Source organism: Marinococcus sp. LNSP9103-4, assembly GCF_056034345.1.
Map to the genome: position 1 here is coordinate 15,409 of NZ_JBQLIA010000013.1, position 25,867 is coordinate 41,275.

22 protein-coding genes and 7 tRNA genes are annotated in these 25,867 nt (G+C 47.7%); 11 read left to right on the forward strand and 18 right to left on the reverse strand.

Annotated features, from left to right (window positions below; all coding sequences use genetic code 11):
* Window positions 1-222 precede the first annotated feature (222 nt).
* The 6 genes from glmS to sigW all read right to left on the reverse strand — a co-directional run bounded on the left by glmS (window position 223) and on the right by sigW (window position 7,729).
* Window positions 223-2,025: a glutamine--fructose-6-phosphate transaminase (isomerizing) gene (glmS, locus tag ACTRXG_RS10115; RefSeq protein WP_474284832.1), complete on the reverse strand. Its 1,803-nt coding sequence runs from the start codon at window positions 2,023-2,025 to the stop codon at window positions 223-225.
* Between the two features lie 542 nt (window positions 2,026-2,567).
* On the reverse strand, window positions 2,568-3,914 hold the full coding sequence (gene glmM / locus ACTRXG_RS10120; RefSeq protein ID WP_474284833.1) for a phosphoglucosamine mutase: 1,347 nt from the start codon (window positions 3,912-3,914) through the stop codon (window positions 2,568-2,570).
* Window positions 3,915-3,957: 43 nt separating this feature from the next.
* A complete protein-coding gene (locus ACTRXG_RS10125; protein WP_474284834.1) occupies window positions 3,958-5,508 on the reverse strand; it encodes a CdaR family protein in 1,551 nt (516 codons plus the stop codon).
* Window positions 5,501-6,319: a diadenylate cyclase CdaA gene (gene cdaA, locus ACTRXG_RS10130; RefSeq protein WP_022794289.1), complete on the reverse strand. Its 819-nt coding sequence runs from the start codon at window positions 6,317-6,319 to the stop codon at window positions 5,501-5,503. The genes ACTRXG_RS10125 and cdaA overlap by 8 nt, the downstream gene beginning before the upstream one ends.
* A gap of 187 nt (window positions 6,320-6,506) precedes the next feature.
* Complete coding sequence (locus ACTRXG_RS10135) at window positions 6,507-7,145, reverse strand: anti-sigma factor (protein WP_474284835.1); 639 nt, start codon at window positions 7,143-7,145, stop codon at window positions 6,507-6,509.
* Between the two features lie 17 nt (window positions 7,146-7,162).
* The gene (gene sigW / locus ACTRXG_RS10140; RefSeq protein WP_474260897.1) at window positions 7,163-7,729 is read right to left on the reverse strand and encodes an RNA polymerase sigma factor SigW; all 567 of its coding nucleotides are present in this window, start codon (window positions 7,727-7,729) and stop codon (window positions 7,163-7,165) included.
* 278 nt (window positions 7,730-8,007) lie between these two features.
* On the opposite strand from sigW, the gene ACTRXG_RS10145 reads away from it, so the two are divergent.
* Complete coding sequence (locus ACTRXG_RS10145; protein WP_474284836.1) at window positions 8,008-8,187, forward strand: aspartyl-phosphate phosphatase Spo0E family protein; 180 nt, start codon at window positions 8,008-8,010, stop codon at window positions 8,185-8,187.
* Between the two features lie 128 nt (window positions 8,188-8,315).
* On the opposite strand, the gene ACTRXG_RS10150 is transcribed toward ACTRXG_RS10145, so the two are convergent.
* The 10 genes from ACTRXG_RS10150 to ACTRXG_RS10195 form a co-directional block, all read right to left on the reverse strand.
* Window positions 8,316-8,391 (reverse strand) — tRNA-Ala (locus ACTRXG_RS10150).
* A 25-nt stretch (window positions 8,392-8,416) separates the two neighbouring features.
* Window positions 8,417-8,490, reverse strand: a tRNA-Gly gene (locus tag ACTRXG_RS10155).
* A 61-nt stretch (window positions 8,491-8,551) separates the two neighbouring features.
* A tRNA-Gly gene (locus ACTRXG_RS10160) sits at window positions 8,552-8,626 on the reverse strand.
* Window positions 8,627-8,650: 24 nt separating this feature from the next.
* Window positions 8,651-8,726 (reverse strand) — tRNA-Lys (locus ACTRXG_RS10165).
* Between the two features lie 7 nt (window positions 8,727-8,733).
* Window positions 8,734-8,818 (reverse strand) — tRNA-Tyr (locus ACTRXG_RS10170).
* 3 nt (window positions 8,819-8,821) lie between these two features.
* Window positions 8,822-8,897 (reverse strand) — tRNA-Thr (locus tag ACTRXG_RS10175).
* 47 nt (window positions 8,898-8,944) lie between these two features.
* Window positions 8,945-9,019, reverse strand: a tRNA-Glu gene (locus tag ACTRXG_RS10180).
* A 163-nt stretch (window positions 9,020-9,182) separates the two neighbouring features.
* Window positions 9,183-10,394, reverse strand: a complete 1,212-nt coding sequence (locus ACTRXG_RS10185) for a D-alanine--D-alanine ligase family protein (RefSeq protein WP_474284837.1) — start codon at window positions 10,392-10,394, stop codon at window positions 9,183-9,185.
* A 21-nt stretch (window positions 10,395-10,415) separates the two neighbouring features.
* On the reverse strand, window positions 10,416-12,008 hold the full coding sequence (locus ACTRXG_RS10190; RefSeq protein ID WP_474284838.1) for a UDP-N-acetylmuramoyl-tripeptide--D-alanyl-D-alanine ligase: 1,593 nt from the start codon (window positions 12,006-12,008) through the stop codon (window positions 10,416-10,418).
* Entirely contained in the window at window positions 12,001-12,786 is a 786-nt protein-coding gene (locus tag ACTRXG_RS10195; protein WP_474284839.1) for an alpha/beta fold hydrolase, read from the reverse strand. Before ACTRXG_RS10195 ends, ACTRXG_RS10190 begins: the two co-directional genes overlap by 8 nt.
* A gap of 320 nt (window positions 12,787-13,106) precedes the next feature.
* On the opposite strand from ACTRXG_RS10195, the gene ACTRXG_RS10200 reads away from it, so the two are divergent.
* From ACTRXG_RS10200 to prpB, 5 genes are all read left to right on the forward strand, one after another.
* A complete protein-coding gene (locus tag ACTRXG_RS10200; RefSeq protein WP_474284840.1) occupies window positions 13,107-14,498 on the forward strand; it encodes an MFS transporter in 1,392 nt (463 codons plus the stop codon).
* Window positions 14,499-14,568: 70 nt separating this feature from the next.
* Window positions 14,569-15,225 carry a GntR family transcriptional regulator gene (locus tag ACTRXG_RS10205; protein ID WP_474284841.1) on the forward strand — a complete coding sequence of 219 codons (657 nt, stop codon included), beginning with the start codon at window positions 14,569-14,571 and terminating at the stop codon, window positions 15,223-15,225.
* A gap of 116 nt (window positions 15,226-15,341) precedes the next feature.
* On the forward strand, window positions 15,342-16,460 hold the full coding sequence (gene mmgD, locus ACTRXG_RS10210; protein WP_474284842.1) for a citrate synthase: 1,119 nt from the start codon (window positions 15,342-15,344) through the stop codon (window positions 16,458-16,460).
* An 8-nt stretch (window positions 16,461-16,468) separates the two neighbouring features.
* Complete coding sequence (locus ACTRXG_RS10215) at window positions 16,469-17,902, forward strand: bifunctional 2-methylcitrate dehydratase/aconitate hydratase (protein WP_474284843.1); 1,434 nt, start codon at window positions 16,469-16,471, stop codon at window positions 17,900-17,902.
* A gap of 14 nt (window positions 17,903-17,916) precedes the next feature.
* Entirely contained in the window at window positions 17,917-18,834 is a 918-nt protein-coding gene (gene prpB, locus ACTRXG_RS10220; RefSeq protein ID WP_474284844.1) for a methylisocitrate lyase, read from the forward strand.
* 29 nt (window positions 18,835-18,863) lie between these two features.
* Here prpB and ACTRXG_RS10225 read toward each other — a convergent pair whose 3' ends face one another.
* Window positions 18,864-19,724 (reverse strand): M15 family metallopeptidase, encoded by an 861-nt coding sequence (locus ACTRXG_RS10225; RefSeq protein ID WP_474284845.1) that lies wholly within the window; start codon window positions 19,722-19,724, stop codon window positions 18,864-18,866.
* 169 nt (window positions 19,725-19,893) lie between these two features.
* Here ACTRXG_RS10225 and motA point away from each other — a divergent pair, with 169 nt between their 5' ends.
* Both motA and motB read left to right on the forward strand, forming a co-directional pair.
* On the forward strand, window positions 19,894-20,706 hold the full coding sequence (motA, locus tag ACTRXG_RS10230; RefSeq protein WP_474284846.1) for a flagellar motor stator protein MotA: 813 nt from the start codon (window positions 19,894-19,896) through the stop codon (window positions 20,704-20,706).
* A complete protein-coding gene (motB, locus tag ACTRXG_RS10235; RefSeq protein ID WP_474284847.1) occupies window positions 20,699-21,457 on the forward strand; it encodes a flagellar motor protein MotB in 759 nt (252 codons plus the stop codon). Before motA ends, motB begins: the two co-directional genes overlap by 8 nt.
* Window positions 21,458-21,506: 49 nt before the next feature.
* Here the strand turns inward: motB and ACTRXG_RS10240 are convergent, their stop codons facing one another.
* Window positions 21,507-22,322 carry an MBL fold metallo-hydrolase gene (locus ACTRXG_RS10240; protein ID WP_474284848.1) on the reverse strand — a complete coding sequence of 272 codons (816 nt, stop codon included), beginning with the start codon at window positions 22,320-22,322 and terminating at the stop codon, window positions 21,507-21,509.
* Window positions 22,323-22,818: 496 nt separating this feature from the next.
* Between ACTRXG_RS10240 and ACTRXG_RS10245 the strand changes: the two genes are divergently transcribed.
* The 3 genes from ACTRXG_RS10245 (at window position 22,819) to ACTRXG_RS10255 (ending at window position 25,786) form a co-directional block, all read left to right on the forward strand.
* Window positions 22,819-23,277, forward strand: coding sequence for a MarR family winged helix-turn-helix transcriptional regulator (locus ACTRXG_RS10245; RefSeq protein ID WP_322526611.1), 459 nt, complete (start codon window positions 22,819-22,821; stop codon window positions 23,275-23,277).
* A gap of 131 nt (window positions 23,278-23,408) precedes the next feature.
* The gene (locus tag ACTRXG_RS10250; RefSeq protein WP_474284849.1) at window positions 23,409-24,641 is read left to right on the forward strand and encodes a DNA polymerase IV; all 1,233 of its coding nucleotides are present in this window, start codon (window positions 23,409-23,411) and stop codon (window positions 24,639-24,641) included.
* Between the two features lie 86 nt (window positions 24,642-24,727).
* Entirely contained in the window at window positions 24,728-25,786 is a 1,059-nt protein-coding gene (locus ACTRXG_RS10255) for a M20/M25/M40 family metallo-hydrolase (RefSeq protein WP_474284850.1), read from the forward strand.
* The last annotated feature ends 81 nt before the right edge of the window (window positions 25,787-25,867 follow it).

Below are 25,867 nucleotides of genomic sequence, written 5' to 3' on the forward strand. Positions count from 1 at the left end.
TTGTACATCACTTCAATAGCAGCGGTTAAGTACAATATATCTTCCTTATTATACCTAATACCAGTAAAATTTCCTATAAATTATAGTTATTTCAGCCTAGGTTGATTCAGACTCACATTATCGTTTGTTTTTCTGTGTTATTCAGCATTTCCTTTAAAAAAGCCCATTGGATGTCGTCCAATGGGCGCTTAGTGTATATTTGCTATCCTGCCAAACTTTTAGCTATTCGACAGTTACGCTTTTTGCCAGGTTGCGCGGTTTGTCTACATCGCAGCCGCGGTGCATCGCTGCGTAGTAAGAAATAAGCTGCAGTGGAATGACCGAAACGATCGGAGTCATCACTTCATGCATATCCGGAAGCACAATATTATCGCCTTCCTGCTGATTGGTTTCCGAAGCAATAACGCACGGTTTCGCGCCGCGGGCTACCACTTCCTGCAGGTTGCCACGCGTGTTTAGGTTCACGTGGTTCTGCGTCGTTACAGCAATGACCGGCGTGCCTTCTTCAATTAACGCAATTGTGCCGTGCTTCAGCTCGCCGCCGGCAAACCCTTCAGCCTGAATATACGAAATTTCTTTCAGCTTTAATGCACCTTCAAGCACAACGTGATAGTCGAGCGCGCGGCCGATGAAGAAGCAGTTGCGCGTTTCACTCAAATATTCTTTCGCAATGCCTTCCATAACATCTTTTTGGTCACAAAGAGTCTCCATCGCGTTGGCCGCGAGCCCAAGCTGCTGAATAGCATTGAAGTCAGATTCAATACCGCGGGCACGGGCAATGTCCATAGCAAGAATCGACATTACAGCCATCTGCGCAGTGTATGCTTTCGTCGAAGCAACTGCAATTTCAGGCCCGGCGTACGTATGAAGTGTAAAATCCGCCTCCCGGGAGAGCGTCGATCCAGGAACGTTCGTAATTGTGATTGACGGGTGCCCCTGTTTTTTCACGTTTACAAGCACACCACGGCTGTCTGCGGTTTCTCCGCTTTGGGAGATAAAGATAAACAACGGCTTTTCAGAAAGAAGCGGCTGGTTATACAAAAACTCGCTCGCAATGTGTACTTCCACCGGCTTCTGCCCAATTTTCTCGATCATTTCCTTACCTACAAGCCCGGCATGATAGCTTGTACCTGCTGCCAGAATATAAATACGGTCAGAATGATTGATCGCCGCACGAATATCTTCTTCAAGCTTAATGTCTCCATCTTCATCCTGGTATTTCTGGATGATGTTGCGAATAACAAACGGCTGCTCATCAATTTCTTTTAACATAAAATGGTCGTACGTGCCCTTTTCTGTATCGGACTCATCAATGTCTGTCACAAAAGGTTCGCGTGTCTGAACGGCTCCCTCCAGGTCTTTTACCTGAACAGAATCACGTGTCACAATAACGACTTCTTCATCCATAATTTCAATAAACTGCTTCGTCGTATGAAGCATTGCCATCGCATCCGAAGCAATAACGTTTTTCCCTTCTCCTAAACCAACGAGGAGCGGGCTCTTATTTTTTCCGACATAGATGGTTTCTTCATCATCGTTGTCGATTAATGCCAAAGCGTAGGATCCTTTTAGAAGAGCCAAAGTACGCCGGAAGGCAGCTTCTGTTTTGAGCCCTTCCTGGCTGAACTTCTCTACAAGCTGCACGATAATTTCCGTATCAGTCTGGCTGCGAAGAGACACTCTGTCAAGGTAATGCTGCTGAAGCTGCTGATAGTTCTCAATGACACCGTTGTGTACAAGCGTAAAGCGGCCGCTGATGCTTTGATGCGGGTGCGCATTGTCCCGGCTCGGTGCTCCGTGTGTCGCCCAGCGCGTGTGACCGATGCCTATCGTTCCGGAAGCCTGGCCGTTTACCGTTTCTTCAAGAGCGGCAATGCGTCCTTTTTCCTTGTATACACTAACTCCGTCGTTGTCCACTACCGCTATACCTGCAGAATCATATCCCCGGTACTCTAGTTTATGAAGTCCCTTTAACAAAATGTCCGACGCCTGCTCATTTCCAATATACCCTACAATTCCACACATACGTGGATACCCTCCTATAATCGGCGGGGCATAAGCATATGTCGCGGGACATTTACTGATGCCCCACTCGTCTCGTTTAGTTTTTTATTGATGTTATCTTCACGGGTGCTCATTCACAATTCTATTTACCAGTTTTATGCCTGTGTCCTGGCCTTTAGCCACGAAGTCGCCTTCATGATTTGAGCCAGTACTTTCAGCTGAGACATGCAGCCGGGAGGCATCCGCCGATTACTCGATAAACCTCCACCTCGTCAACTGTTTTGTTATTCGTTCCAAAACAGTCCAAGCGCTTTCAATAATGAAACTTTACTCCTGCTCCTTTCTTCACTAGATTTATACATAATAATACGCTATCTGCTTGCTGTAATCAATTGTGAAATTGTGAAATTTTTTCATGCAAATATGTATATTTCCTATTTTTAAGAAACACTTAATATTAGTCGCAATCTGCATGAAAAAGTTACGCCCCCGTATCAACGTTGCCGGAATTAATTTATTTTAAACGTAAAAAAAACACCGGGGGCGGCCCCGGCGCATTATAATTATTTATCCAAGCCCATTTCTGTCTGGACTACGTCAGCAATTTCTTTTACGTAATTGTTGCACAGCTCTTCTGTTTCAGCCTCCGCCATCACCCGGACGAGCGGCTCGGTGCCGGAAGGACGCACAAGAATTCTTCCTTTGTCCCCGGTTTCAGCTTCAATCCGGTCTATCACTTCTTTAACCTTTGGATTATTTTCCACCTCGTATTTATCCGTTACGCGGACATTAACCAGCTTTTGTGGAAACCTCGGCATTTCGGCGGCAAGCTCCGATAATTTTTTGCCTGATTTCTTCACCATATCCACGAGCTGCAATGCGCTCAGCATTCCATCTCCTGTGGTGGTTAAATCAAGGAAAATCAGGTGCCCGGATTGTTCTCCGCCCAGGCTGTATCCGTTTGCCCGCATTTCTTCCATGACGTGACGGTCACCCACCTTTGTCTGTACCGTTTCAACATCAACCTCCCGAAGAGCTTTATGCAGGCCGATGTTGCTCATAATCGTCGTTACTACCGTGTTTTTATTCAGCATCAGCTCCTGCTTCAGATGCTTGCCGCAAATATACATAATCTGGTCACCATCAACAATATCGCCATTCTCATCTACAGCAATCAGCCGGTCCGCGTCGCCGTCAAAGGCAAGACCGAGGTCCGCACCTTTTTCAACAACGAAAGCAGCCAGAGCTTCCGGATGTGTGGAGCCGACGCCCTCGTTAATATTAATTCCGTCCGGGTTGTTTCCAATGGTAGAAATATCAGCCTCAAGGTCTGCCATTAAATGCGGAGCTAAAGAAGAGGCTGCCCCGTTTGCACAGTCGAGAGCAATATGCAGACTCGAGAAGTCCTCACTGACTGTATTTTTCAAAAACTGGAGATACTTCTGACGGCCTTCAAAATAGTCATTGACGCTTCCAAGCTGTCCTCCAACCGGGCGAGGCATCCGGTCGTCTCCTTCAAGATAGCGCTCGATTTCCGCTTCCTGCTCGTCATTCAGCTTGAACCCATCTGCTCCGAAAAATTTGATGCCGTTATCTGCAACCGGGTTATGCGAAGCAGAAATCATAATCCCTGCCTGAGCACTGACTGCCTTGGTTAAATAAGCTACTCCGGGAGTGGTAATGGTTCCCAGGCGCATCACTTCCACCCCAATGGAAAGAAGCCCGGCCACCATCGCCCCTTCAAGCATTTCCCCGCTGATCCTTGTATCCTTGCCTATTAGCACTTTTGGTTGTTCGTGATCTTTCGTTAACAAATAGCCGCCCGCACGCCCAAGCCGGAAAGCAAACTCCGGTGTAAGCTCTGTATTGGCAACACCCCTGACTCCATCTGTACCAAAATATTTCCCCATGGTTAAATCTCTCCTTTATTCTTACACAATTCCCTGATGGTGTTTACTGCTGTTCTTCGTCTGTTTCATTATTTTCGTCCGCAGGAGCTTCCTCTTCATCTTCTGCAGGAGGTTCTTCTGTGTCTCCGGTTCCGTCTTCTTCTGTGTCCCCAGTATCTGTTTGCGGATCTGTTTCTGTATCCTGTTCGTTTGATCCGTTTCCGTCTTCTGCACCTTCTGTCGAATCATCCTGACCGGAAGAGCCGCCGTCCCCTTCATTTTGACCAGACTCTCCGGGGTCATCTGTATTTTCGTTTTGCTGCTCTTCCGGCGCCTCATTTTCCGGCTCTGTTTCTTCTTCCGTTTCGTCTCCGCTTTCTTCCTGCTGAAGGGTTACTTCCACATTCTCCCTCGCTGGAGAAATCTGCACTCCTTGCGGTCCGCCCGCTTCCACAGGAAGAATATAGGACTCTTCATTCGAAGAGCCGCTGCCGCTCCAAAGAGCCTCCAACGTAATATCTTCAGCGCTTACACCTTCAAGTGCCCCCGCATCTCCATATATTTGTACATCCATTTGCCCTGACGAAGGGTTTACCCAGCTCGTCGATGCCCCTGAAGGCAAATTCACAATAGAAATAGGCACATCTTCAAGCGTAGCCTGTTCTTCCCCCTCTATCGTCACAGATGCACTTAAATTTTCAGGATTTGTCCGCTGGATGCCATCCGGAAGCTGTACGTCCAGTTCATACGTTCCGCTTTCACTGATTTCATTCAAGTCGAGAGCCGCATTAATGCTTTCTGTACTCTGCACTGCTTCCTCGCTGCCGTAAATAGTTACTGCTTCATCGGAAACCGTGACTTCACTAATTGCTGTATCTGCACTCAAACTTCCCGTTCGTTCGACGTTCACAGGCACCTCTTTTGAAGGAGCATCAGCAGACAACTCCACTGATGCTTCCTGCGGTTCTATATTGACGTCCAGTTCATTGCCTTCCGTATCGAGCGCCACTATCGGGAAGTTTCCATTGATGTCCCCATCTGCTTCAGATACATCCACCTGGGCAACCACCCGGTCAATTTGTTCGATAATTGTTCCGGCCCCGCTCACCGTCACTTCCTCGGGGCTGACGGTCGGGTTCCCAAAAGAAAACTCTTGATTCTGCTCTTCATTCAAAATTTGTGTTTCAAGCGGAAAGGTCGTTTCCTGCTTTTCCTCAAGCGTCACCGTCGCGTACTCCGGTGACGGAGTCACTTCCAGGTCTGTCGGAAAATCCCGGTGGCTTACCTGAACGTTGTGTGTTCCGGCGCCCAGATTCTGCATATCTAAATATAATTCATAACTGTCCGACCGGGAGAGACGAAACAGCATAATAGCCGTCTGTGAACCGGCGAGCGTAACATCTGCGTTCTCTGTCATATTTGTAACAGCATATTCTTCTTCATTGTACTCCGGGGTAATGTTCACATCTTCGATTGTATATGTTTGATCTTCCCCGTCCGGCACGACCCCGGCATTATTTACCGTAGGATCCATATTCACAATTAAGTAAAGCATCACGGCAAAAGCAAGAGAGATAAAGCGGACAAACCACTTGTTTGCAAAAAGCTTATCCATCTTTTTTCCCTCCCCACTGCCAGATACTTGATGAATTGTTTTCTGCCATCAAATCCTTTTCAAGCATTTTACGGAGTGTTTCCTCATCAACATCACGGTGAAGATCTCCGTTTTTAGTAATGGATATGCTGCCGGTTTCTTCCGACACAGCCAGCGTAAGTGCGTCCGTTACTTCACTCACCCCGAGAGCGGCACGGTGCCTCGTGCCCAGCTCTTTTGAAATAAAGGGGTTTTCTGACAAAGGAAGGTAGCAGGCAGCGGCAGCTATTTTGTTCTCTCTCATCACTACCGCCCCGTCATGAAGCGGAGTATTCGGAATAAAAGTATTAATCAGCAGCTCTGATGTAATGTTTGCATCCATGGAAATGCCGGTTTCAATATAATCATTCATTCCTGTTTCGCGTTCGATGGAAATCAGCGCCCCGATACGCCTTTTCGCCATATACTTTGTTGATTTCATAATGGCATCAATAGTTTTTAACGTTTCGTCTTCTTCTACATAAGAAGCTCTCCCGAAGAGCCTTCCCCTGCCGAGCTGTTCAAGGGCACGCCGGAGTTCCGGCTGAAATATGATAATAATTGCAAGCAGTCCGTATGTAACCGAGTTCCCCATAATCCATTGAAGCGTCCGCAGACCAAAAAAACTGCTTATAAACCAAACAGCTAAAATAACAGCAATGCCTTTTACCAGCTGGACGGCCCGAGTGCCCCGGATAATCGTGATCGCTTTGTAAATGACATACGCCACCAGCGATATGTCTACGACAATTCGTATGATGTTAAGTAAATCGAAATCTTGTCCAGCAAACATGGCACTTCCTCCAATTGATTCTATCGCGTAAGCAAAGTAACGGTTATATTATATCACAATCACTTCTATTCTCTGCGTGCTTTATTTGGATTTTCGGCAAATTTTATTATACAGTTTGTCTCCGGAATAATATGCAAACAGCAGCACGCTCTGCCGAAAGCCTGCTGCTGTTTTATAAACGCCTGTATTATGACGCTTCTTCGTCATCCATATGCCAGGCTTCCTGACTTATTCGTTTCGTATGGTACCAGATCCACTCAAGCACCTGGTCCACTTCCTCAATATTGCCGGAAACGCTGCCCGCCGAAGCCATGTACGGCTCCCCATTGATCACCGTAAGGTCCCCATTTACGTTCCCGTGCACATCAACCTCTCCGTTTCGAACGGTTAAATCACCCTGCACTGTTTCATCCTCCGGTATGATTACTGCATTGTTATCGTAATCAATATTTACGTTCGCCCGGTCGCCAGTGACCGTCATTTCAGCTCCCGCCTGATCATTCCAGGCAAAAAGCACACTTGAAGCCATCAGCACAATAAACATGGAAACTGCAACCAGCACAGGATGCTGCCTGGACCATGTTTTCCAGGCTGTCCGTTTTCTTTTCTTAGGCAGTTCTTTCATGACGCTGTCAGTAAAAGTCTCCGGAGCCCAAACGTGCGACGTTCCCTGCACTATTGTCACTGTCCGCTTCAACTCCTGGAGACGGTGCGCGCATTCCGGATTTTTTTTGATGTACGTATGGAACTTTTCTTTTTCGCGTTCATCCATATCGCCGTCAATGTAGCGCTGGATATACTCTTCCTCCCGCTCGTTTAAAGCCATGGTCCCACCCCCCTCATTCACGTGTTTCCCAAATGTTTTCTTAAAGCTTCGCGCCCCCTGTGCACATGCGTTTTCACCGTATTTTCGGGAAGATCCAGTATGTCACTGATTTCCTGAATGGAAAGATCTTCAATGTAGCGAAGGACGATAGCTGTCCGGTATTTCGGCGGCAGCTTCAATATCCCTTCCTGCACCCACTCCTGCATTTCCATTGTCACAACCTGTTCATCCGGCAGCTTGTCCGGCGAAGAAAGCTGCGAATATCCATCGAGCCCTTCCGCCCCAGGTATTTCTGCGTCCAGGGAATAGTCCGGCTTTTTCTTACGGAGACGATCGATGCAAAGATTTGTCGTAATACGGAAAAGCCAGGTGGAGAATTTTCTTTTTTCGTCATAGCTCTCAATGTTGGCATATGCTCTCAAAAATGCTTCCTGGGCCATATCCTGAGCTTCGTAGGCATTGCCCACCATCCGATAGGCGATTTGATAAACCTTGTCCTTATATAAATCAACCAATTCCCGAAAAGCTTCCTGATCTCCGTCTTTTTTCACTTCTTTCACTAGCCGTTTCACTGTTGCATCCATTTGGCGACCTCCACCTCGTGGGACTATACATACGTTCAATAAGTCTATCCGTTTCATTTATTCAACAGCCTTCGGCTGCTTAAGACATATTTACTATGGTAATTTTTTCAATTCATCCAATTGTAACACGGTTTTCATCTCCTATCTTTATCCATATTACTATTTGTGCACCCTCTAGAACCATAGTCACATTTTGGAAAATATGGCATAAATACCTTTGAAAATGAGTTAAAATGGGTAATAATGTAAACATGAACGAAATAGGAGGTGAAGAACGTTTGTCTCAACAATATTTACGGCAGGAAATAGAACAAACAAGAGACAGACTCCATCAACTGACTTCCACTCATACGGCTTCTCTGGTTTCCGATGATGTCCTGGCTTTAAGTAAAGAACTGGATGTTCTTTTAAATAAATATGAGCTTATGTCCCGTAAAACTCTTATGCACTCGTCGTAAATGCATAAGAGTTTTTCTATGCCCGCGTATTCTACCATGATTCTTTCAGACATTCACCCCCGAAGGGTTAAAAGCCTTAAAATTGACATAAAAAAACAGCCCTTCAGGCTGAATGCGTTCATGTTGTTTGGTGGAGCCTAGCGGGATCGAACCGCTGACCTCCTGCGTGCAAGGCAGGCGCTCTCCCAGCTGAGCTAAGGCCCCCTGAGTATATTTGATTTAACAAAAATGGAGCGGGTGATGGGAATCGAACCCACGACATCAGCTTGGAAGGCTGAGGTTTTACCACTAAACTACACCCGCATAATCTATATATAAATCAATACTGTTCATACTATCACTGCTTATCCTGCTCGTCAAATAATGGAGCGGAAGACGGGATTCGAACCCGCGACCCCCACCTTGGCAAGGTGGTGTTCTACCACTGAACTACTTCCGCAGTTCAAAGCATGGATAATTACAATGGTGAGCCATGGAGGATTCGAACCTCCGACCCTCTGATTAAAAGTCAGATGCTCTACCAACTGAGCTAATGGCTCGTATTAATGGTGGAGGGGGACGGATTCGAACCGCCGAACCCGAAGGAGCGGATTTACAGTCCGCCGCGTTTGGCCAACTTCGCTACCCCTCCACGTGGTGCCGGCCAGAGGACTTGAACCCCCAACCTACTGATTACAAGTCAGTTGCTCTACCAATTGAGCTAGACCGGCGCGTGGAAAACTCGCTACATGCCTTTCGGCAAAAGCAGCTTTATGTATGGTGACCCGTACGGGATTCGAACCCGTGTTACCGCCGTGAAAGGGCGGTGTCTTAACCACTTGACCAACGGGCCGTAAGCTGAATTAAAGTTTTCTTTCATTGCTACAATAAAGTATTCTAAAGCATTTTTTCCTCTCTTGCAACCAAATTACTATATTCAAAAAAGTTTGATATTTTTATATTTTGCTTTGTCAGTATATAAAAAGCCGGCCTGTCGTCACAGGCCGGCTGAACAATTATTGTCGATTGGATGCAGAGCCTGTTTTTGTGGCGCCTTTACTTCCCTGGCCGCTTTGAAGAGAAAACAGGTTGGAATCGATTGAAAACGTCAGTCTTTCTCTTTCCCGTTTCCGCTTTAATGCCAGTTGAATTAACTGGTGAATCAATTCGCTGTAGCTTTTCCCAGCCGGATCCCATAGATAGAAGGAAAGCGAGCCCGGGATCGTATTGATTTCATTTACAAATACTGTTTCGGTGCTGTCCTCAATCAGGAAATCGATTCGGGAGACGCCGCTGCAGCCGAGAATTTGGAACGTATCCTTGGCCAGCTCCCGTACTTCGCCTGCTTTTTCCTCTGTGATGGGCGCCGGGATTTCCCGGTCTGTCGCTTCCATCCCCTTGGATGAACTACCGTTTTTACCGCCCTGATATTTGTCTTTATAGCTCAATATTTCATCTGTTTTGAGCACCTTTTCAATCACTGATGCTTCTACGTCTTCATAGTCGCCAACAACAGAGCAGTTCACCTCTGTCATACCTTCAAGCATTTTTTCCACGAGAATTTTCCCTGCGAATTCAGTGGCTTCTTCCACCGCCTGCTCCAGTTCTTCCCGATTTTTTGCTGTGCCGATACCGACGCTTGAACCAAGGTTAGCCGGTTTTACAATTACCGGATAGTGCACACTTTCTTCAATCATAGCGATGACACTTTCGGTATCCTCTGCCCAGTGGTTGCTGTAGAACCAGACATCATTTAGTACTGGCAGACGGGAGTCTCTTAAAATCTGTTTCATCATCACCTTATCCATGCCTACGGCCGAAGAGGCTACGTCGCAGCCGACGTAAGGCAGGCCGTAAAGCTCAAACAGCCCCTGAAGCGCTCCGTCTTCGCCGAACGTTCCGTGAACAATTGGAAAAGCAACATCAATGGCTGCCACTTCTTTTTTACCAAATTTAGGTGCGGGCTTTTTCTGAAGGACAACATTGTCTTCTTCTCCGTACGTAATCAGCACCTGCTGAGCCTCGTTCAATAATTTCGGCATGTCTTTGTAGGCTTCAATGTCCCTTAAAATATCGCCGGTATACCATTTTCGTTCTTTATTGATATAAATCGGAACAATTTCGTAACGGTCTTCATCCATGGATTCCATAGCCTGTACAGCTGAAATGACAGAAACCTCGTGTTCGACAGAAATGCCGCCGAAAAATACTCCTATTCTCGTTTTCATATTATTCCACTCCCTATGTCTTTACTCGTTGAATGAATCCGGAAGGTCATTTTCAAGCAGTACCACAGATGGCCGGGTGGCAATTTCGTTCATTTTTGCCAAAGCGTCCTGAAGATCTGAGGCAACGTACAGCTGCTCTTCCGGATAATTTTTTTCTTTTAATCCGTCCTGAAGCGGTACAGTCTGTTTCTTCCCGACCAAAATAATGAAATCACACGCATCTGCCATGTAAGTACCGAGCGCTTTATTTAATTCGTATTCTTTTTCCCCAAGCTCAACCATTCCCGGTGTTATGGCAATTTTGTATTCCGGCATATGACTCAATACTTCCATAGCCATCTTAGAGCCAACCGGATTGGAGTTAAAGCTGTCATCAACAATCGTAATGTTCCCGTTCGTTTTCTTAAGCTCCAGACGGTGTTCCACCGGCTGTGCCTTCCGCAGCGCTCTCGCTATTTTTTCAAACGAGATGCCCTTCTCAGATCCAATAGCCACAGCAGCTAAAATATTATAAATATTATGGCGGCCGAGCAGTTTAGTCTGAATCTCTGCAGTGGTGCCGTCGTATTTTACCACGGTAAACGACGTTCCTTTGGAAGAGTATCCAATATTTTTGGCCCGGTAGTGCAGATCTTCGGCATCGATGCCGTAGTAAATCGTACGGCATTGATTCTGCTGCTCGTAGCTCATAATGTTTTCATCGTCTTTGTTTACAAAGGCAGTACCTTCCTGCGGAAGCGTTTCGACAATTTCAAATTTGGTTTTTTTGATATTATCGAGCGTTTTGAATGTTTCGAGGTGCTGCTCGCCTACCGCCGTTAAAACGCCGTACCGCTGGTGCACAATGTCACAGATTTCTTCGATGTCTCCCGGCCTTTTCGCGCCCATTTCAGCAATAAAGATTTCATGGTAGGGCTTCAGCATCGTACGGATCGTTTTCGTCACACCCATCGGTGTATTGTAGCTTTCCGGTGTCATGAGCGTATTAAATTCAGAGGAAAGAACTGTTTCAAGCATATGCTTCGTGCTTGTTTTCCCGTAGCTTCCCGTGATGCCTATAACTTCAAGATCCGGCATCGATTTAATAATTCGTTCTGCATCATTGACGTAGTGCTGACTGATTTTCCGTTCCATTGGATAATTAATATAGTTTGCGCCCATTGTAATAAAATACGTAAGAATCGTCGCAATGACTGTTAAAAACACGAGCCACCCAAACGTATAAAATAAAGCCGTGTTACCCAGGAGAAGCCCTGCTGCAGTAAACAGCGCAAAAAGAACACTGATGGTGATAAACAACCGCTTCACCCGCGCCGTGATTACCAGTGCCTTTTTCTCCTGCAGCTGCGGCATGGTCAGGGCCATAAAAAGAAAATAAAGAAAGCCAATAATCAGCCCTAATGCTTCTGCTCCGAAAAGAAACGGCACGACAGCTACAAGGCCGATCGTGTTCCGGAGCGGAAATGCTCTCGAAGCGTGCCCTTTAATCCATCCCCAGAAGCGCTCGTTCTTGTAGGAATTCTGCTGAAGCATATGTGTGCTCCGTTTCGTAAAGCGCACCGTGTAAAACGCCCAAGCCGCAAGGTATAGAATTGCTAATATAGTGTTAATCATGCTGTGCGGCCTCCTGATTTTCGTTTCTTAAAAAGTGATCAATGATGATTAAAAACTCATTTAAATTGTCAATGTACGAATAATGGCCGGCCCCGCGCAGCACGACAAGGCCCGCATTTGGCATTTTCTGCTCCATGATCCTGGCGTCCGATACAGGAGTTGCCTCGTCATTTTCTCCCCATACGAGCAGTACTGGAGGCGTAACATGCTCAAAATGGTGCTGCAGGTCTTCATTGACGACCTTCACCATAGTCTGCTGCATCACCCCGGAAACATTTTGGTAATCTGCCGATCCGACCCGGCCTTTGACTTTGTTTAGAATTTCCTGCTCACGATTTTTTAATCCCGGCAGCTTCAGCAGCTTTTTAAAGGTTTTATACGTATATACTTTTACGTAATATTTCAGCTTTCGTTTTGGCTTAACACCCGCGCTGTCCACCAAAATAATTTTTTTCACCGGATTGCCCGCCGCTGCGTACTTAATAGAAACCCGGCCTCCGAAGGAGTGACCGATGAGAATCGGGTTCTCTATACCGGTTTTCTGCAGCCATTTTTTCAGCATTTCAGTGTAGTCACCGACCGTCCAGGATTCGGGCGGCTCTCCGCTTTGACCAAAGCCTGGAAAATCAATAGACCAGACCCGGAAGTTCTTTTCCAGCAATTGATGCACCGGGGCAAATGCTTGAATGTTTGCGCCCCATCCATGTAATAAGACGACATCCTCCCCTTCGCCAGAAACATGGTAGTTCACGTTAATCCCATCTATATCTATATACACAGTGAGACTCTCCTATTCTAATTTTTCTATATTCTGCTCGGTGCAGACCTGCCATTTATAGCCGTACTCTATGTAATAAGTCTTCATAACACAGTAAAAGTCAGCTGAGATACACTTCCCAGTAATTTTTCATATACACAAATCCACCACTTTATATTATCACATAATCTTAAAGACGAGAATGACGACTTTGTGATTCGTCGAAGTGTCTGGACATCCTCGTTCATTATATTTGTTTCCAGGTTTTGTTTCAGTTAATATATGATAGTTCCATACAAAAACAACTTCCCTGAAACTAATAATAGAAAGCGTGAAATTTTATGACGAATGAGTCTTTACACGTCGGCCCGGCTCAGAAAAAGAAGCTTATTTTTCTGGTAGCTTTGATTTTAACCATTGCAGTTATGAACGGCACCATGTTTAACGTAGCCATTCCGGATATCCAGTCGTATTTCGGCATTCCTTCCTCCCAGGTCAGCTGGGTGCTTACCTCGTACATTATGGTCTACGCTATCGGGGCCTTGATGTATGGAAAATTAGCAGACTTTTATTCCATTAAAGCTCTGCTTACCTTTGGCATCATCCTTTTTGCCGCCGGTGCAACGCTCGGCCTTTTTTCTCAAAGCTTTGCCATGCTTCTCGTCGCCCGGGTGCTTCAGGCGGCAGGCGGAGCAACCATTCCCGCACTCGGTTTTGTGATACCTGCCCGCTTTTTCCCGGAGGATAAAGGCCGCGTCTTTGGTCTGATTTCTTCTACAGTAGCCTTCGCTTCCGGCGTGGGACCAATTGTTGGAGGGCTGCTCGGAGGATGGCTCAGCTGGCGTTATTTGTTTTTATTCTCTATTCTATCGCTTTTAGCCCTGCCTTTTCTCAGAAAATGGCTGCCGGATGAAGAAAAACGCTCCGGGTTTATCGATTATTTAGGAGCCGCGCTTTTCGGAGCAGCCATCGCCGGAATTTTACTGTTTGTGACTACTCTTCAATGGATCTTTCTATTTATGTTTATTGTCTTTATGGCTGTTTTCTCTGTTCGGACGGCGAAAGCGGATGATCCGTTTATCCGCCCGTCTCTTTTGAAAAACAAATATTATACCGTCACCATTTTGACGAGCTTTCTCGGAGTGTGCAGCATGTTCGGACTTTTGTTTATCATTCCGCTTATGACCAGAGAGCTGTATGAACTTTCCACTACGCAGATCGGCCTTGTTATCTTTCCGGGAGCAATACTTGCCGGCTTTCTCGGACGCACTGGGGGCGACCTTGCAGACCGCCACGGCCCAAAAGTAGTCGTTATCGCCGCCCTGGTTTTCATTGCTTTTGGAACAATGCTGCTTTCCGGGTTTGCCGGCGTTTCCGCGGTCGCTGTCTCTGTTGTTCTAATCATCGCCTATATAGGCTTTCCTCTTATCCAGAGCTCGACCGCCAATATTTTGTCTTCTGTTCTTAAAGAAAATGAAACAGGCGTCGGCATTGGCATGTTCAACCTGATGAACTTTATGGCTGGAGCCTTCAGCAGCGCAATCTTTGGAGCTGTGCTGGAAATTCAGGGCGTAACCACTTCGTTGAACCCGTTTGCTTCCGGAGGCAGCAGTGCCATTTATTCTAACGTTTATCTCGCCCTGACCCTGATTTCTCTGTTCGCCCTTGCCATGTTTATGTACACCTTCCGTGCCTTCCGGGTCGCACCACAGTCGGAGAAAAATACTGAATAAAGAGATCGGCCCAGTGCCGGTCTCTTTTTTGCTATAATAGACAAAATCAAACCGAAGGGAGCGGTGACTTGTGCAGAGACGCCGTGTATCCGTAAGCGATTTAGCTTACGAGGCTTTAAAGCAAAACATTATTGAATTTCATTATTCTCCAGGGCAGGCGCTTCGCGAGGAACAGTTAACTGAAGAAATCGCAGTAAGCCGTACGCCGCTCCGTCAGGCGCTCTACCGTCTCGAGCTCGAAGGATTAATTGTAAAAAAAGCGAATGGACGTATGGAAGTCCAGGCGCTCAGCATTGAAGAAGCCGTCGATATTTTTGCCGTCCGGGAAGCGCTCGAAGGACTTGTGGCCTCAGAAGCTGCCATGCGGGCATCCTCTGAGGCTGTAGCAGCTATGAAAGAAGCACTTCTGCATATGGCTGAAGCAGATGAACGATTCACTTCCATTACGTATGGCAGCCGCTTCCATCATTTATTATATGAACACGCTTCGCCTACGGCGGTTCAGTTTTTAAACCAGCTGAACAGCCGCCTTGAAAGATACCGGCGACTCAGCGGGTACCGGCACCCTGATTATACAATCGACACTCCAGTATCTGAACACGAAAAAATCCTGTCTGCTATCGAACAAAAAGATGGCCCGGCGGCCGAGCATTACATGCGTGCCCATATTCGCAGAAGCTTAGCCTCTACGAAAGAAACGCTTGAATTTCATATTTCTTCTTTCTAGCAATGTGTCGAAAAGGGCTTTGCCTTTTTCCAAATAATTGTATACAATTATACAAAGAAACAGCTCATATTTTTAACCGTTTATGAAAACGCTTTAAAAATAAAGGAGGCACCACTATGTCTGCAGAGAACGAGTACAGCCCCGGACTCGAAGGTATTATTGCCGCCGAGACGTCGATTTCCTATCTTGATGTCGATCAGGAACAAATTGTTATACGCGGATACGACCTGATTGAATTAGCAGAAAACCGTCATTTTTTGGATGTTGCTTATTTGCTGCTTTACGGCTCTCTTCCAAACGCAGCAGAGAAGGAGTCGTTCCAGGACCGCCTTTATCAACAGCTCGAACTGCCCGAATCTCTGACTTCTTCCTTTTCAGTATTTCCTGCTTCGATGAGCGCCATGGATATGCTCCGTACCGGCATTTCCCTGCTTGCCGGCTCCGAGAAGCATATGCATGACCATTCCCCGGAAGCAAACCAGGAAAAAGCAGTTAAACTGCTCGGTGCTATACCTGCCATTGTGGCGGGCAGCTATCGTACACAGCAGCATGAACCGCTAATTTCTCCAGACCCTTCAATGTCTTTTAGTGCCAATATGCTTCACATGCTCACCGGGAAAACGCCTACAGCATTGGAAACCGAAGTGTTTGATCAGTCTCTTGTGGCTTACATTGAGCATGAAATGCCGAACTCTACCTTTGCAGCCCGGGTGATTGCTTCCACCCAGGCCGATATGTATGGTGCCTTCACGGGGGCGGTAGCTTCTCTGAAAGGTCCTTTGCATGGGGGAGCCAACGAAGCCGTTATGCATCTATTGCTGGAAGCCGGCACCCCGGATGGAGTCGAGCGACTCTTCCGGGAAAAACTGTCCAACAAAGAACGGATCATGGGATTTGGCCACAGGGTATATATGAAAAAAATGGACCCGCGCGCCCAGTTGATGAAAAAATCGCTGCACCGACTCGCCGAAAAGCAGGATCGCATGGACCTGTATGATATGTGCGTACGCGGTGAAGAGCTTATTGCAGAAGAAAAAGGACTGCATCCAAACCTGGACTATTATGCAGCGCCGGTGTATTATCTGCTCGGCATCCCCATTGACCTGTATACGCCTATCTTTTTTGCATCGCGGGCAGCCGGACTCGGGGCCCACGTGATCGAGCAGCACAGCAATAACCGTTTGTTCCGTCCGAGAGTCAATTACACCGGGCCGCGGGACATTACGTTAACCTAAAGGAGGAAATGAGGATGAACCAGACGATGCAGCAGACAGATGCTTTACTGACCGATATTGCCCACTATGTATACGATCAGGAAATCTCAAGCGGCGAGGCGTATGACACTGCCCGCTATGTATTAATGGATACGTTAGGGGCAGGGATTCTGGCATTAAGATATCCAGAGTGCACTAAGCATCTGGGTCCTATTGTTCCAGGCACAATCGTCCCAAACGGTGCCCGCATGCCAGGCACCCAGTTTGAACTCGACCCGGTACATGCTGCCTTTAATATTGGCTGCGCGATCCGCTGGCTCGATTATAACGATACCTGGCTTGCCAAAGAATGGGGTCACCCTTCAGATAATCTCGGGGGCATCCTTGCCACCGCAGACTATCTAAGCCGGCAGCGCGTGGCAGAAGGCAGGGAGCCTCTAACGATGAACGACGTTTTAACCGCCATGGTGAAAGCCCATGAAATTCAAGGATGCATCGCTTTAAATCACAGCTTTAACCGGGTCGGGCTCGACCACGTGCTTCTCGTTAAAGTAGCTACGACAGCAGTGGTCACCCATATGCTTGGCGGCAGTAAACAGGAGATGATCAACGCGGTTTCCAACGCCTGGGTGGATAACTCCAGTCTTCGTACGTACCGCCATTATCCTAACGCCGGCTCCCGTAAATCCTGGGCCGCCGGTGATGCCACGAGCCGCGGAGTCCGCCTCGCTTTAATGGCTGTCAAAGGCGAAATGGGATATGCTACAGCTCTTTCTGCCAAAGGCTGGGGCTTTCAGGATGTAATGATGAATGGAGAAGAGCTGTCTGTGCCAAAAATGGATGCCTACGTGATGGAGCACGTCCTGTTCAAAGTCTCCTTCCCGGCTGAATTCCACGCCCAAACCGCTGTGGAAGCCGCTATTGAACTGCACCGGGATGTAAAAGAACGGCTGCAGGATATTGAACGCATCGACATTGTTACTCACGAAGCTGCTATCCGTATTATCGATAAAACCGGCCCGCTGCAAAACCCTGCAGACCGGGATCACTGCCTGCAGTATATGACAGCCGTCGGCTTGATCTTCGGCCGGCTTGACGCTGATCACTATGAGGATTCCGCTGCTGCAAATCCGGTGATTGACCAGCTCCGGAACAAAATGATCGTGAAAGAAAACAAACAGTACACTGAAGATTACCTGGATCCATCTAAGCGTTCCATTCCCAATCAGGTGCAGGTTCATTTTATGGACGGCACGAGCACCGCTCCAGCAGAGGTGGAATACCCGCTTGGCCACCAGCGCCGCCGGGAAGAGGCCAAGCCGCAGATTATCGAAAAATGCCGGCAGAATCTGAATGCTCACTTTCCGCCGAAACAGGCCTCCCTGCTTCTGGAACAAATGCTCGACCATGACCGGCTGGCAGAAACTCCTGTTCATCACTTTATGTCAGACTGGGTTTACTAAAAGGAGGAAATACATTGAGTTGGTTAACTGAAGAACCTGTTTCCCAAAAAGAACTCGCCCAATTATTTCGTGACCGTATTACGCAGAAGCCGGCAGTGAAGATTCCCGGTGTTCATGACAGCATGTCTGCACTGATCGCCAGAAACACCGGCTTTGACATTTTATATCTATCCGGCGCTGCCTATACAGCGAGCCGTGGCCTGCCGGATCTTGGCATCATTCATTCCCATGAAGTTGCTGAACGGGCCCGGGATATTGTCCGCGCAGCAAAGCTCCCGCTGCTCGTTGATATTGATACCGGCTTTGGGGGAGTGCTTGATGTGGCACGCACCGCCCGGGAAATGACCGAAGCCGGTGTGGCCGCCGTCCAGATTGAAGATCAGGACCTCCCGAAAAAATGCGGGCATTTAAACGGCAAAAAACTGGTATCGGCTGAAGAAATGGTTCAAAAGATTAAAGTTATTAAAGAAGTAGCTCCGACGCTAGCCGTTATTGCCCGTACCGACGCCAAAGGTGTGGAGGGAATGGAAGCAGCTATGGAGCGGGCAGCCCTGTACCGGGAAGCGGGCGCAGACGGTATTTTTCCGGAAGCTCTCTCCGCAGAGGAGGATTTCCGACTGGCCGGAAAAAGCCTCTCCAGCACGCCGCTGCTTGCTAACATGACCGAGTTTGGCCGCACCCCGTATTATCATGCTGATCAGTTTGAATCCTGGGGATTTAATATGATCATCTATCCGGTTACTTCCCTGCGGGCCGCTGCCAAGGCAGTCGAACGGGTTTTTCAGGAAATTCATGACAAAGGCACCCAAAAGGATATGCTTGAGGATATGCAGACACGCGAAGAGCTGTACCGTACTATTTCGTACTACGATTACGAAGCGTTGGATGAAAAAATCGCAAAAACCGAACTGCCGACAATTGATGAAGATTAAAAAATAAAGCCTGGGGGCACACCCCGGCTTTATTTTTCTTCTTCGCTGTTTGATGACTCTTCTTCAAGCTCTTCTCCGTAATACTCTTCCAGCACCCAGTCATTTTCGTGAAGCGTTTCGGCCAAATCCTCTCCTACATATCGCACGTGCCAGGGTTCATACTGATAGCCGGTAATATCCGTTTTATCTTCCGGATAGCGTATTACAAAGCCATACTCATGCGCATTTTCTTCAAGCCACTCCCCTTCTTTTGTGTCACCTAGATCTGTCGTTAACGAATAGCCGACGGATGAAGTGCTCACGTCCATAGCCAGCCCGCTTTGATGCTCACTTTCTCCGGCCCTTGCGCTATATTTGTTCGCTTCCTCCTCCCCGTCTTCTTCCGCGTTGGCCGCAAATATACTTTCCTGGCGGTCATACGAACGGTATCCCGACACAGCCGAAAGCTCAATTTCCTCTTCTTCAGCCTCCGCGAACATGCTTTCAAGCTGCGCTGCGGCTTCCTCTCTCATATACTTTTTCTGGGGTTCTCCCTCAAATGGAAAAGCCACATCCGGTATTACTAAGTTTTCCGGCTCATAATCTGACGGCAGGTGGTATTCCCGGTTAATTAATGCGTCTGTAGCCGAGGGATTCTCCAAATCCCCCTCTTCTCCTCTCTCAGGTGGCTCCTCTCCTACATCTGACTGTTCGTCATTCTCTGCCTGCTCTGTCTCCTCTTCTGCATCGCTCTCTGTTTCTTCCTGACTCTCTTCGTTACTTTCCTCAGGAGCGTCCGAAGAATTTTCTTCAGCTTCGTCACTCCCGCTGTCTCCGTTCCCGTTATTTGCACAGCCAGCGCTGACCAAAAGCCCTGACATTCCTGCAACGATCATCCATTTTTTCATCATGCGCATCCTTTCTCTGCCATTCAAGGCGGTCTTCATGCTTTCGTATTTACGAGACCGTCTGCCTAGTTAATTATTCCTTACTTCCTTAAGAATTTTTCCATCCGTCTTTATGTTAGCATCTCAAGCGCCGATATAAACAATAGAATCAAACATAAAAGGATTGATACGTATGGATAAGGCATCAATCATCGGTATTATAATAGCATTCGCAGCTATCATGAGCGGTATCGCCATAAAAGGGATGGAGCTTATCTCTTTGCTGAACCCGGCCGCTCTATTAATTATTTTTGGAGGCACGATCGCCACTGTAGTAATTGCTTTCCCTGGTAACGAATTAAAAAACGTCCCGAAGCTTTTCGGTGTTTTATTTAAAAACCAAAATGAATGGAGCGTCGCGCAGCTTGTTCCCATGTTCTCCAGCTGGGCACAGACGGCAAGAAAGGAAGGCCTTCTGGCTCTTGAAGGCGACGTACAGGACATTCAGGATCCCTTTCTCCGCAATGGTATGACAATGGCGGTGGACGGACAGAATTCGGACTTTATCCGTGACATTATGAGCGAAGAGCTCGAAGCCATTGAATCCCGTCATCAAACAGGCGTTTCTATTTTTACCCAGGCAGGAACCTACGCCCCTACACTCGGTGTCCTGGGCGCTGTGGTCGGTCTCATTGCGGCGCTTGCCGACATGTCTGACATTGATAAACTCGGAGAAGCAATCAGTGCTGCCTTCGTAGCCACCCTTCTGGGTATTTTCACCGGCTACGTACTCTGGCATCCTTTTGCCAATAAACTCAAGCGCAAATCCAAGCACGAAATCCATGTCCGCAGTGTCATGATTGAAGGTGTATTATCGGTTCAGGAGGGCCAGCCCCCAAAAACGATTGAACAAAAGCTTCTAATGTACGTTCCGGCGAAGGATCGCGAAAAGATTATGGAGGAAGCCCAGGAAACCGAATGGAAAGAAGGTACCGAAAATGGCTAGGCGGCGGCAGCGGAAAAAAGACGAGGAAGAGCACGTCAGTGAAGCGTGGCTACTCCCATACGCAGACCTCTTAACCCTGCTGCTTGCGCTGTTTATTGTGTTGTTTGCATCAAGTGAAGTGGATGCCCGGAAATTTGATCAGATCTCCGATTCCTTTAACTCGGTTTTCACTGGCGGAAGCGGCATTAATGAATCCGGAAGCTCTGTCGAAGAGCTGAATGCCGAAGATAATATCGATGAAAGCCCTCCGACAGCAATCGAAGAGGCTGAAGACCAAAACGAACTTGCCGAGCTTCAGGAAAGAGTGGAAGGCTTTATTGATGAACGGGGACTTGAAGGCCAGTTTACGACCCGCCTCTCCGATGATGGCCTGCTCCTTTCCATCAAAGACAATATTTTATTCAATGTTGGTGAAGCTGAAATACGCGAAGAAGCTCTTGAAACGGCTGAGGATATGTCCGAGCTGCTTGTATTAAACCCCCCTCGCAACATTATTATCAGCGGCCATACGGATGACACCCCTATCGCGAATGCGGACTTCAGCACAAACTGGGAGCTCAGTGTCATGCGGGCGGTCCATTTCATGGAAATTGTGCTCGAAAATCCTGACCTCGATCCAAGAGATTTCAGTGCCAAAGGGTTCGGCGAGTTTGAGCCGGTTGCTTCGAATGATACCGAAGAGGGCCGTGCCCAGAACAGACGCGTGGAGGTTTTAATTCTTCCGCGTAACCAAACCGAATCCTCCGAATGAGAAATATGAAATCAAAAACTGGCTGCCCTTCTACAGAGCAGCCAGTTTTCTATCTTTCCGTTTTTAATTGTTCTTTATTCTCTTCGTGGACATGCTTTAACGGTGCTTCAAATTTATGACGGTCAATAAATGCAAAAATGGCGCTCTCCACATATGGATCTTCCAACGATTTTTTCGTATTTTCAATATACCATTCTGAATCCCGGAGACGCTTCTCTATTTCTTCCGGCTTCGAAGCAACCAGGCCATGTCCCGGGACCACGGTATTGTATTTGCCGTCTTTCCATAGCTCATCCAGCTTCTTTAACGTAAACTGGTAGGACTCGCTGTTATATTCAATAATCGGGATCTCTACATTGCTTAAATAGTCCCCGGCGATACAAAGACCGAGCGGCTCTACGACCGCCGCCAGTCCATCCACGGTATGACCCGGCGCCAGGTAGAACGTAATTTTAGTTTCTCCTTCTGTAAGCACCTGCTCATCCGAGTCAACAATGATATCCGGTTTCGGATACATGGCTTCATAGCTGCGTTGAATATAGTATGCACTGTCAAATTCTTTCATTTCCTGCACAATTTCTTCTTTATCCGACCTGGCATTAAATCCACGGGAAGCAATGATAGTTGCTTCCGGGAAAGCGCCGGCTCCGATAATGTGATCGAAATCCGAATGAGTCAGCAGCAGATATACCGGCTGGCCCTTTTTTCGTTCTTCGACAAAATTCCTTATTTCCTCAATTTCGGCTGGAAGCCATGTAGGATCTGTGATTAATATTAAATCATCTGTCACTACGACAGTCGTATTCGTCTGATAGAGCTCGCTTTGAAATACGCTCCATTGTTCACGGTCTAATCTTTTTGCCACACTGATCACCTTCTTATTAGTCTTCATTTACAGTTTCTTTCCCGAAAATGAAAGTTTTCATTCATAAATTAAAGTATTATTTTATTGAATAATTATATAAATTCATATAAAAGCAGAGTGGCCGCTTTTTGCTTTTTATAAGCAAATCGTTCGCATTCACCTTCCCTTTCTCTTATCGTAAACATACATCCTAATACAAAAGGAGGGAATTTTATTGCTGAAGCAATGGATAAAAAGCCTCTCTTTCTCAAAACGCTGCTACTACTGCAGATCAAAAACTTCTTACATGCGCCCGTACTTCACAAAACAGGATGAAAAAGTCTTTGTCTGCGAAAAATGCCTTGAATACGCTGAAAGAAGGGCTATGCAGCGAGCGGACTAGGAAAAAACGTACGTCATTTTCGTTATATATATATCGTTTTACGCTTATCTCTTTTTTCGGTCCTGATCTATATTACAATAGAGAAAAAGAACGATTGGAATTGGAGGGGCCCCGATGAACGAACATGATAAGGAAATGCTCGAACTAATTGAAACTGGCGTGGTAACGTTAATGCGCCGGGCGGATTTTAAACGGACGCTTGACAGTCAGGCAAGCAGCCTGGACCGTTCCGCATATTTGATCCTTCAGGTACTGCACCAGCAGAGCCCCCGTTCTGCACGTGAGCTAGCTGATCACTTTCTCCTCGATATTTCGACGCTCAGTCGTCAGATTCACTCGCTGGAGAAAAAAGGTTTTGTCTCCCGCCGCCCGGATCATCACGACAAACGGGTCAACCAGATTTTTATTACGAACGAAGGGATTGAGGCAATCAATACGCTGAAGCAGGAACGGATTCATATGTATGACAGCCTGTTGGCTGACTGGGACAAGGAAGAGCGCGACCAATTTGCCCAGCTGCTCGAGCGATTTAATAACACCCTCGTACAAAAAAGGGGGCTTCCTTCTTCATAATGCATATGCCGGGCCCTGGACCAGGGCCTGATTTTTTTATCAAAAACAAGAACGTTTGTTCGTTTAAAATATTTATTTTGAGGTATACCCTATAGAAAGAAACAATTGTTTCACCAAAGGAGGGCTGGGCCGTGGAGCGTGTTATTTTCCTTATCGACATGCAGTCGTTCTACGCCAACGTTGAAAAGCTGTATTATTCCAGCCTTCAGCATAAACCAACAGCTGTAGCCGGAGATCCGTCCATCCGGAGCGGGGTGATTCTGGCTGCCTGCCCTATTGCTAAACGCGAAGGAGTGAAAACAGCCGAAACACTTGGAGAAGCACAGCAAAAGTGCCCAGGGCTTGTTGTCATCCCTCCGCGCATGGAGCTTTATTTAAGAATTTCTGTACAAATTGCCACAGCGCTTGAAGCTTACACTGATAAAATAGAACCCTACAGCGTGGACGAGCTGTTTGCAGATATGACGCATACATACAAACATACGGCTTCCACGCCGGAGAAGGCGGCTCTGTTCATCAACAGGCATCTTCTTCGGGCGTTCGGCGTCTATCCCCGGACCGGCATTGGAGCAACCAAGGTTCTCGCCAAAATGGCCTGTGACCATTTTGCCAAAAAATCGGCCGATGGGATTTTCACTCTGAAGCAGGAACAGCTGGCTTCCACCCTTTGGCCTCTGCCTGTAAATCATCTGTTCGGAGTCGGGCGCCGGATGGAAAAGCACCTGCGGCAGATGGGGATTCGAAAAGCCGGCCACCTCGCTGCCTACCCTGTGGAAGAGCTGCGGCACCGCTTTGGGCTGAACGGAGAGCTTCTATGGCAGACAGCGCACGGCATTGACCCTTCTCCTGTCTCTCCCGGCACTCATACGCATCGAAAGGCTGTCGGCCACCATATGACCCTCCCCCGTGATTATTCGAGCTGGGATGATATCAGCGTCGTGCTTCGCGAATTGAGCGAAGAGGTCGGACGCCGGGCCCGGGCGGAGGGCTACAGCGGCTGGACAGTCACCGTAGGAGCCGAAGGACATGATAACGGAAATTCTGTTCATTTTCAGCGGCAGGCCTCCCAGGCCGAGCCGATTAATGACGGCAAAGCCATCTACGAAGCCGCCGCCTCCCTGTTTCGTAAACATTGGACACACTACCCGGTCCGGGGACTGAGCGTCAGCCTGCAGCAGCTTGAAAGCAATCAATTTATGCAGTTGGATTTGTTTTCCGAAAAAGAGCACCGGGAAGATTTAAACAAAACGATCGATGCCCTCAAAGACCGGTACGGACCGGCAGCTGTGCTCCAGGCCTCATCGCTTCTTCCCGGCGGCCAGGCCCTTGCCCGCGCAGAAAAAATCGGTGGTCACTACAAGTAGGTCCCGACTCCTTCAGGAACAGGAGTTGACGGCAAAGCCGAAAAACGGGATGCTGTAATAAATTGTATTTTCAAGGAGGAGAACTTATGAAGGAAACATCTGAACAGTTTTTATACGACCTGCTCCAAACTCCCTCTCCATCCGGCCACGAAATGGCTATTCAGCGTAAGTGGCTTCAGTACGTCTCTCCGTATGCGGATGAAGTTCACACAGACACGATAGGCAATGCCTGGGGCACCATCAATCCGGAAGCCCCGTTTCATGTGCTTTTAGCCGGTCACTGTGACGAAATCGGCTTTCTTGTAAAGTCTATCGACAGCAGCGGCTTCGTAAGGGTGGAAAAGCTCGGCGGCATCAGCCAGGCCCCTGCACTGGGAATGAAAGTGACCTTTCAGGGCAGGCAGGGACCTATCACCGGCGTTACGGGCGTCAATGCGGAACACAAGGGCGGCAGTAAAAAAGATTTCGCCTTTTCCGATTTGTACATAGATTTTGGAGCTAATAGCAAAGAAGAAATGGAGAAGTATCTTTCCATCGGCGATGCCGGCGTTTATGAGCGCACGCCCGAAAAGCTGTTAAACAACCGTTTCAGCGGACGGGGACTCGACAACCGGACAGGTGCCTTTATTACTGCAGAAGTTCTGCGCCGGCTGCAGAACAAACGCCCGGCGGTGGGCGTCTATGGCGTGAGCACGGTGAACGAAGAAACAAACATGGGCGGGGCTCATTTTGCCGGCGCCGGCCTCCGTCCAGATTTAGCAATTGCCCTCGACGTTACATTTGCTTATGATTACCCCGGGTCCAATCCGAATCAGGAAACAGAAGTAACACTCGGCGGCGGACCCGTCCTTGCCAAAGGGGCTCCGATTCACCCGCCAGCTAATGAAGGACTGGAGCAGGCAGCCAAAAAAGCCGGCCTCTCCGTGCAATACGAGCTCACTCCGCGGGTGACCGGTACTGACGCTGACCGGCTTCGTCTCGCTGGCAACGGTATTCCAAGCGTTAATGTATCTCTTCCACTACGGTACATGCACGCCCCTGTGGAGACAGCCAGCATGGACGATATCGAAAATGTTATCGAGCTGTTGGTGGAATACATTTGTTCCCTGCAGGAAAATGAAGACCTGAGGCCTATCCGTCCGTAATTTACTTTTATGTATCTTTGATTTCACGCTCTCTTCTTTTTCAGGAAGAGAGCTTTTATCATTTGTACTTTTTTGATTCAA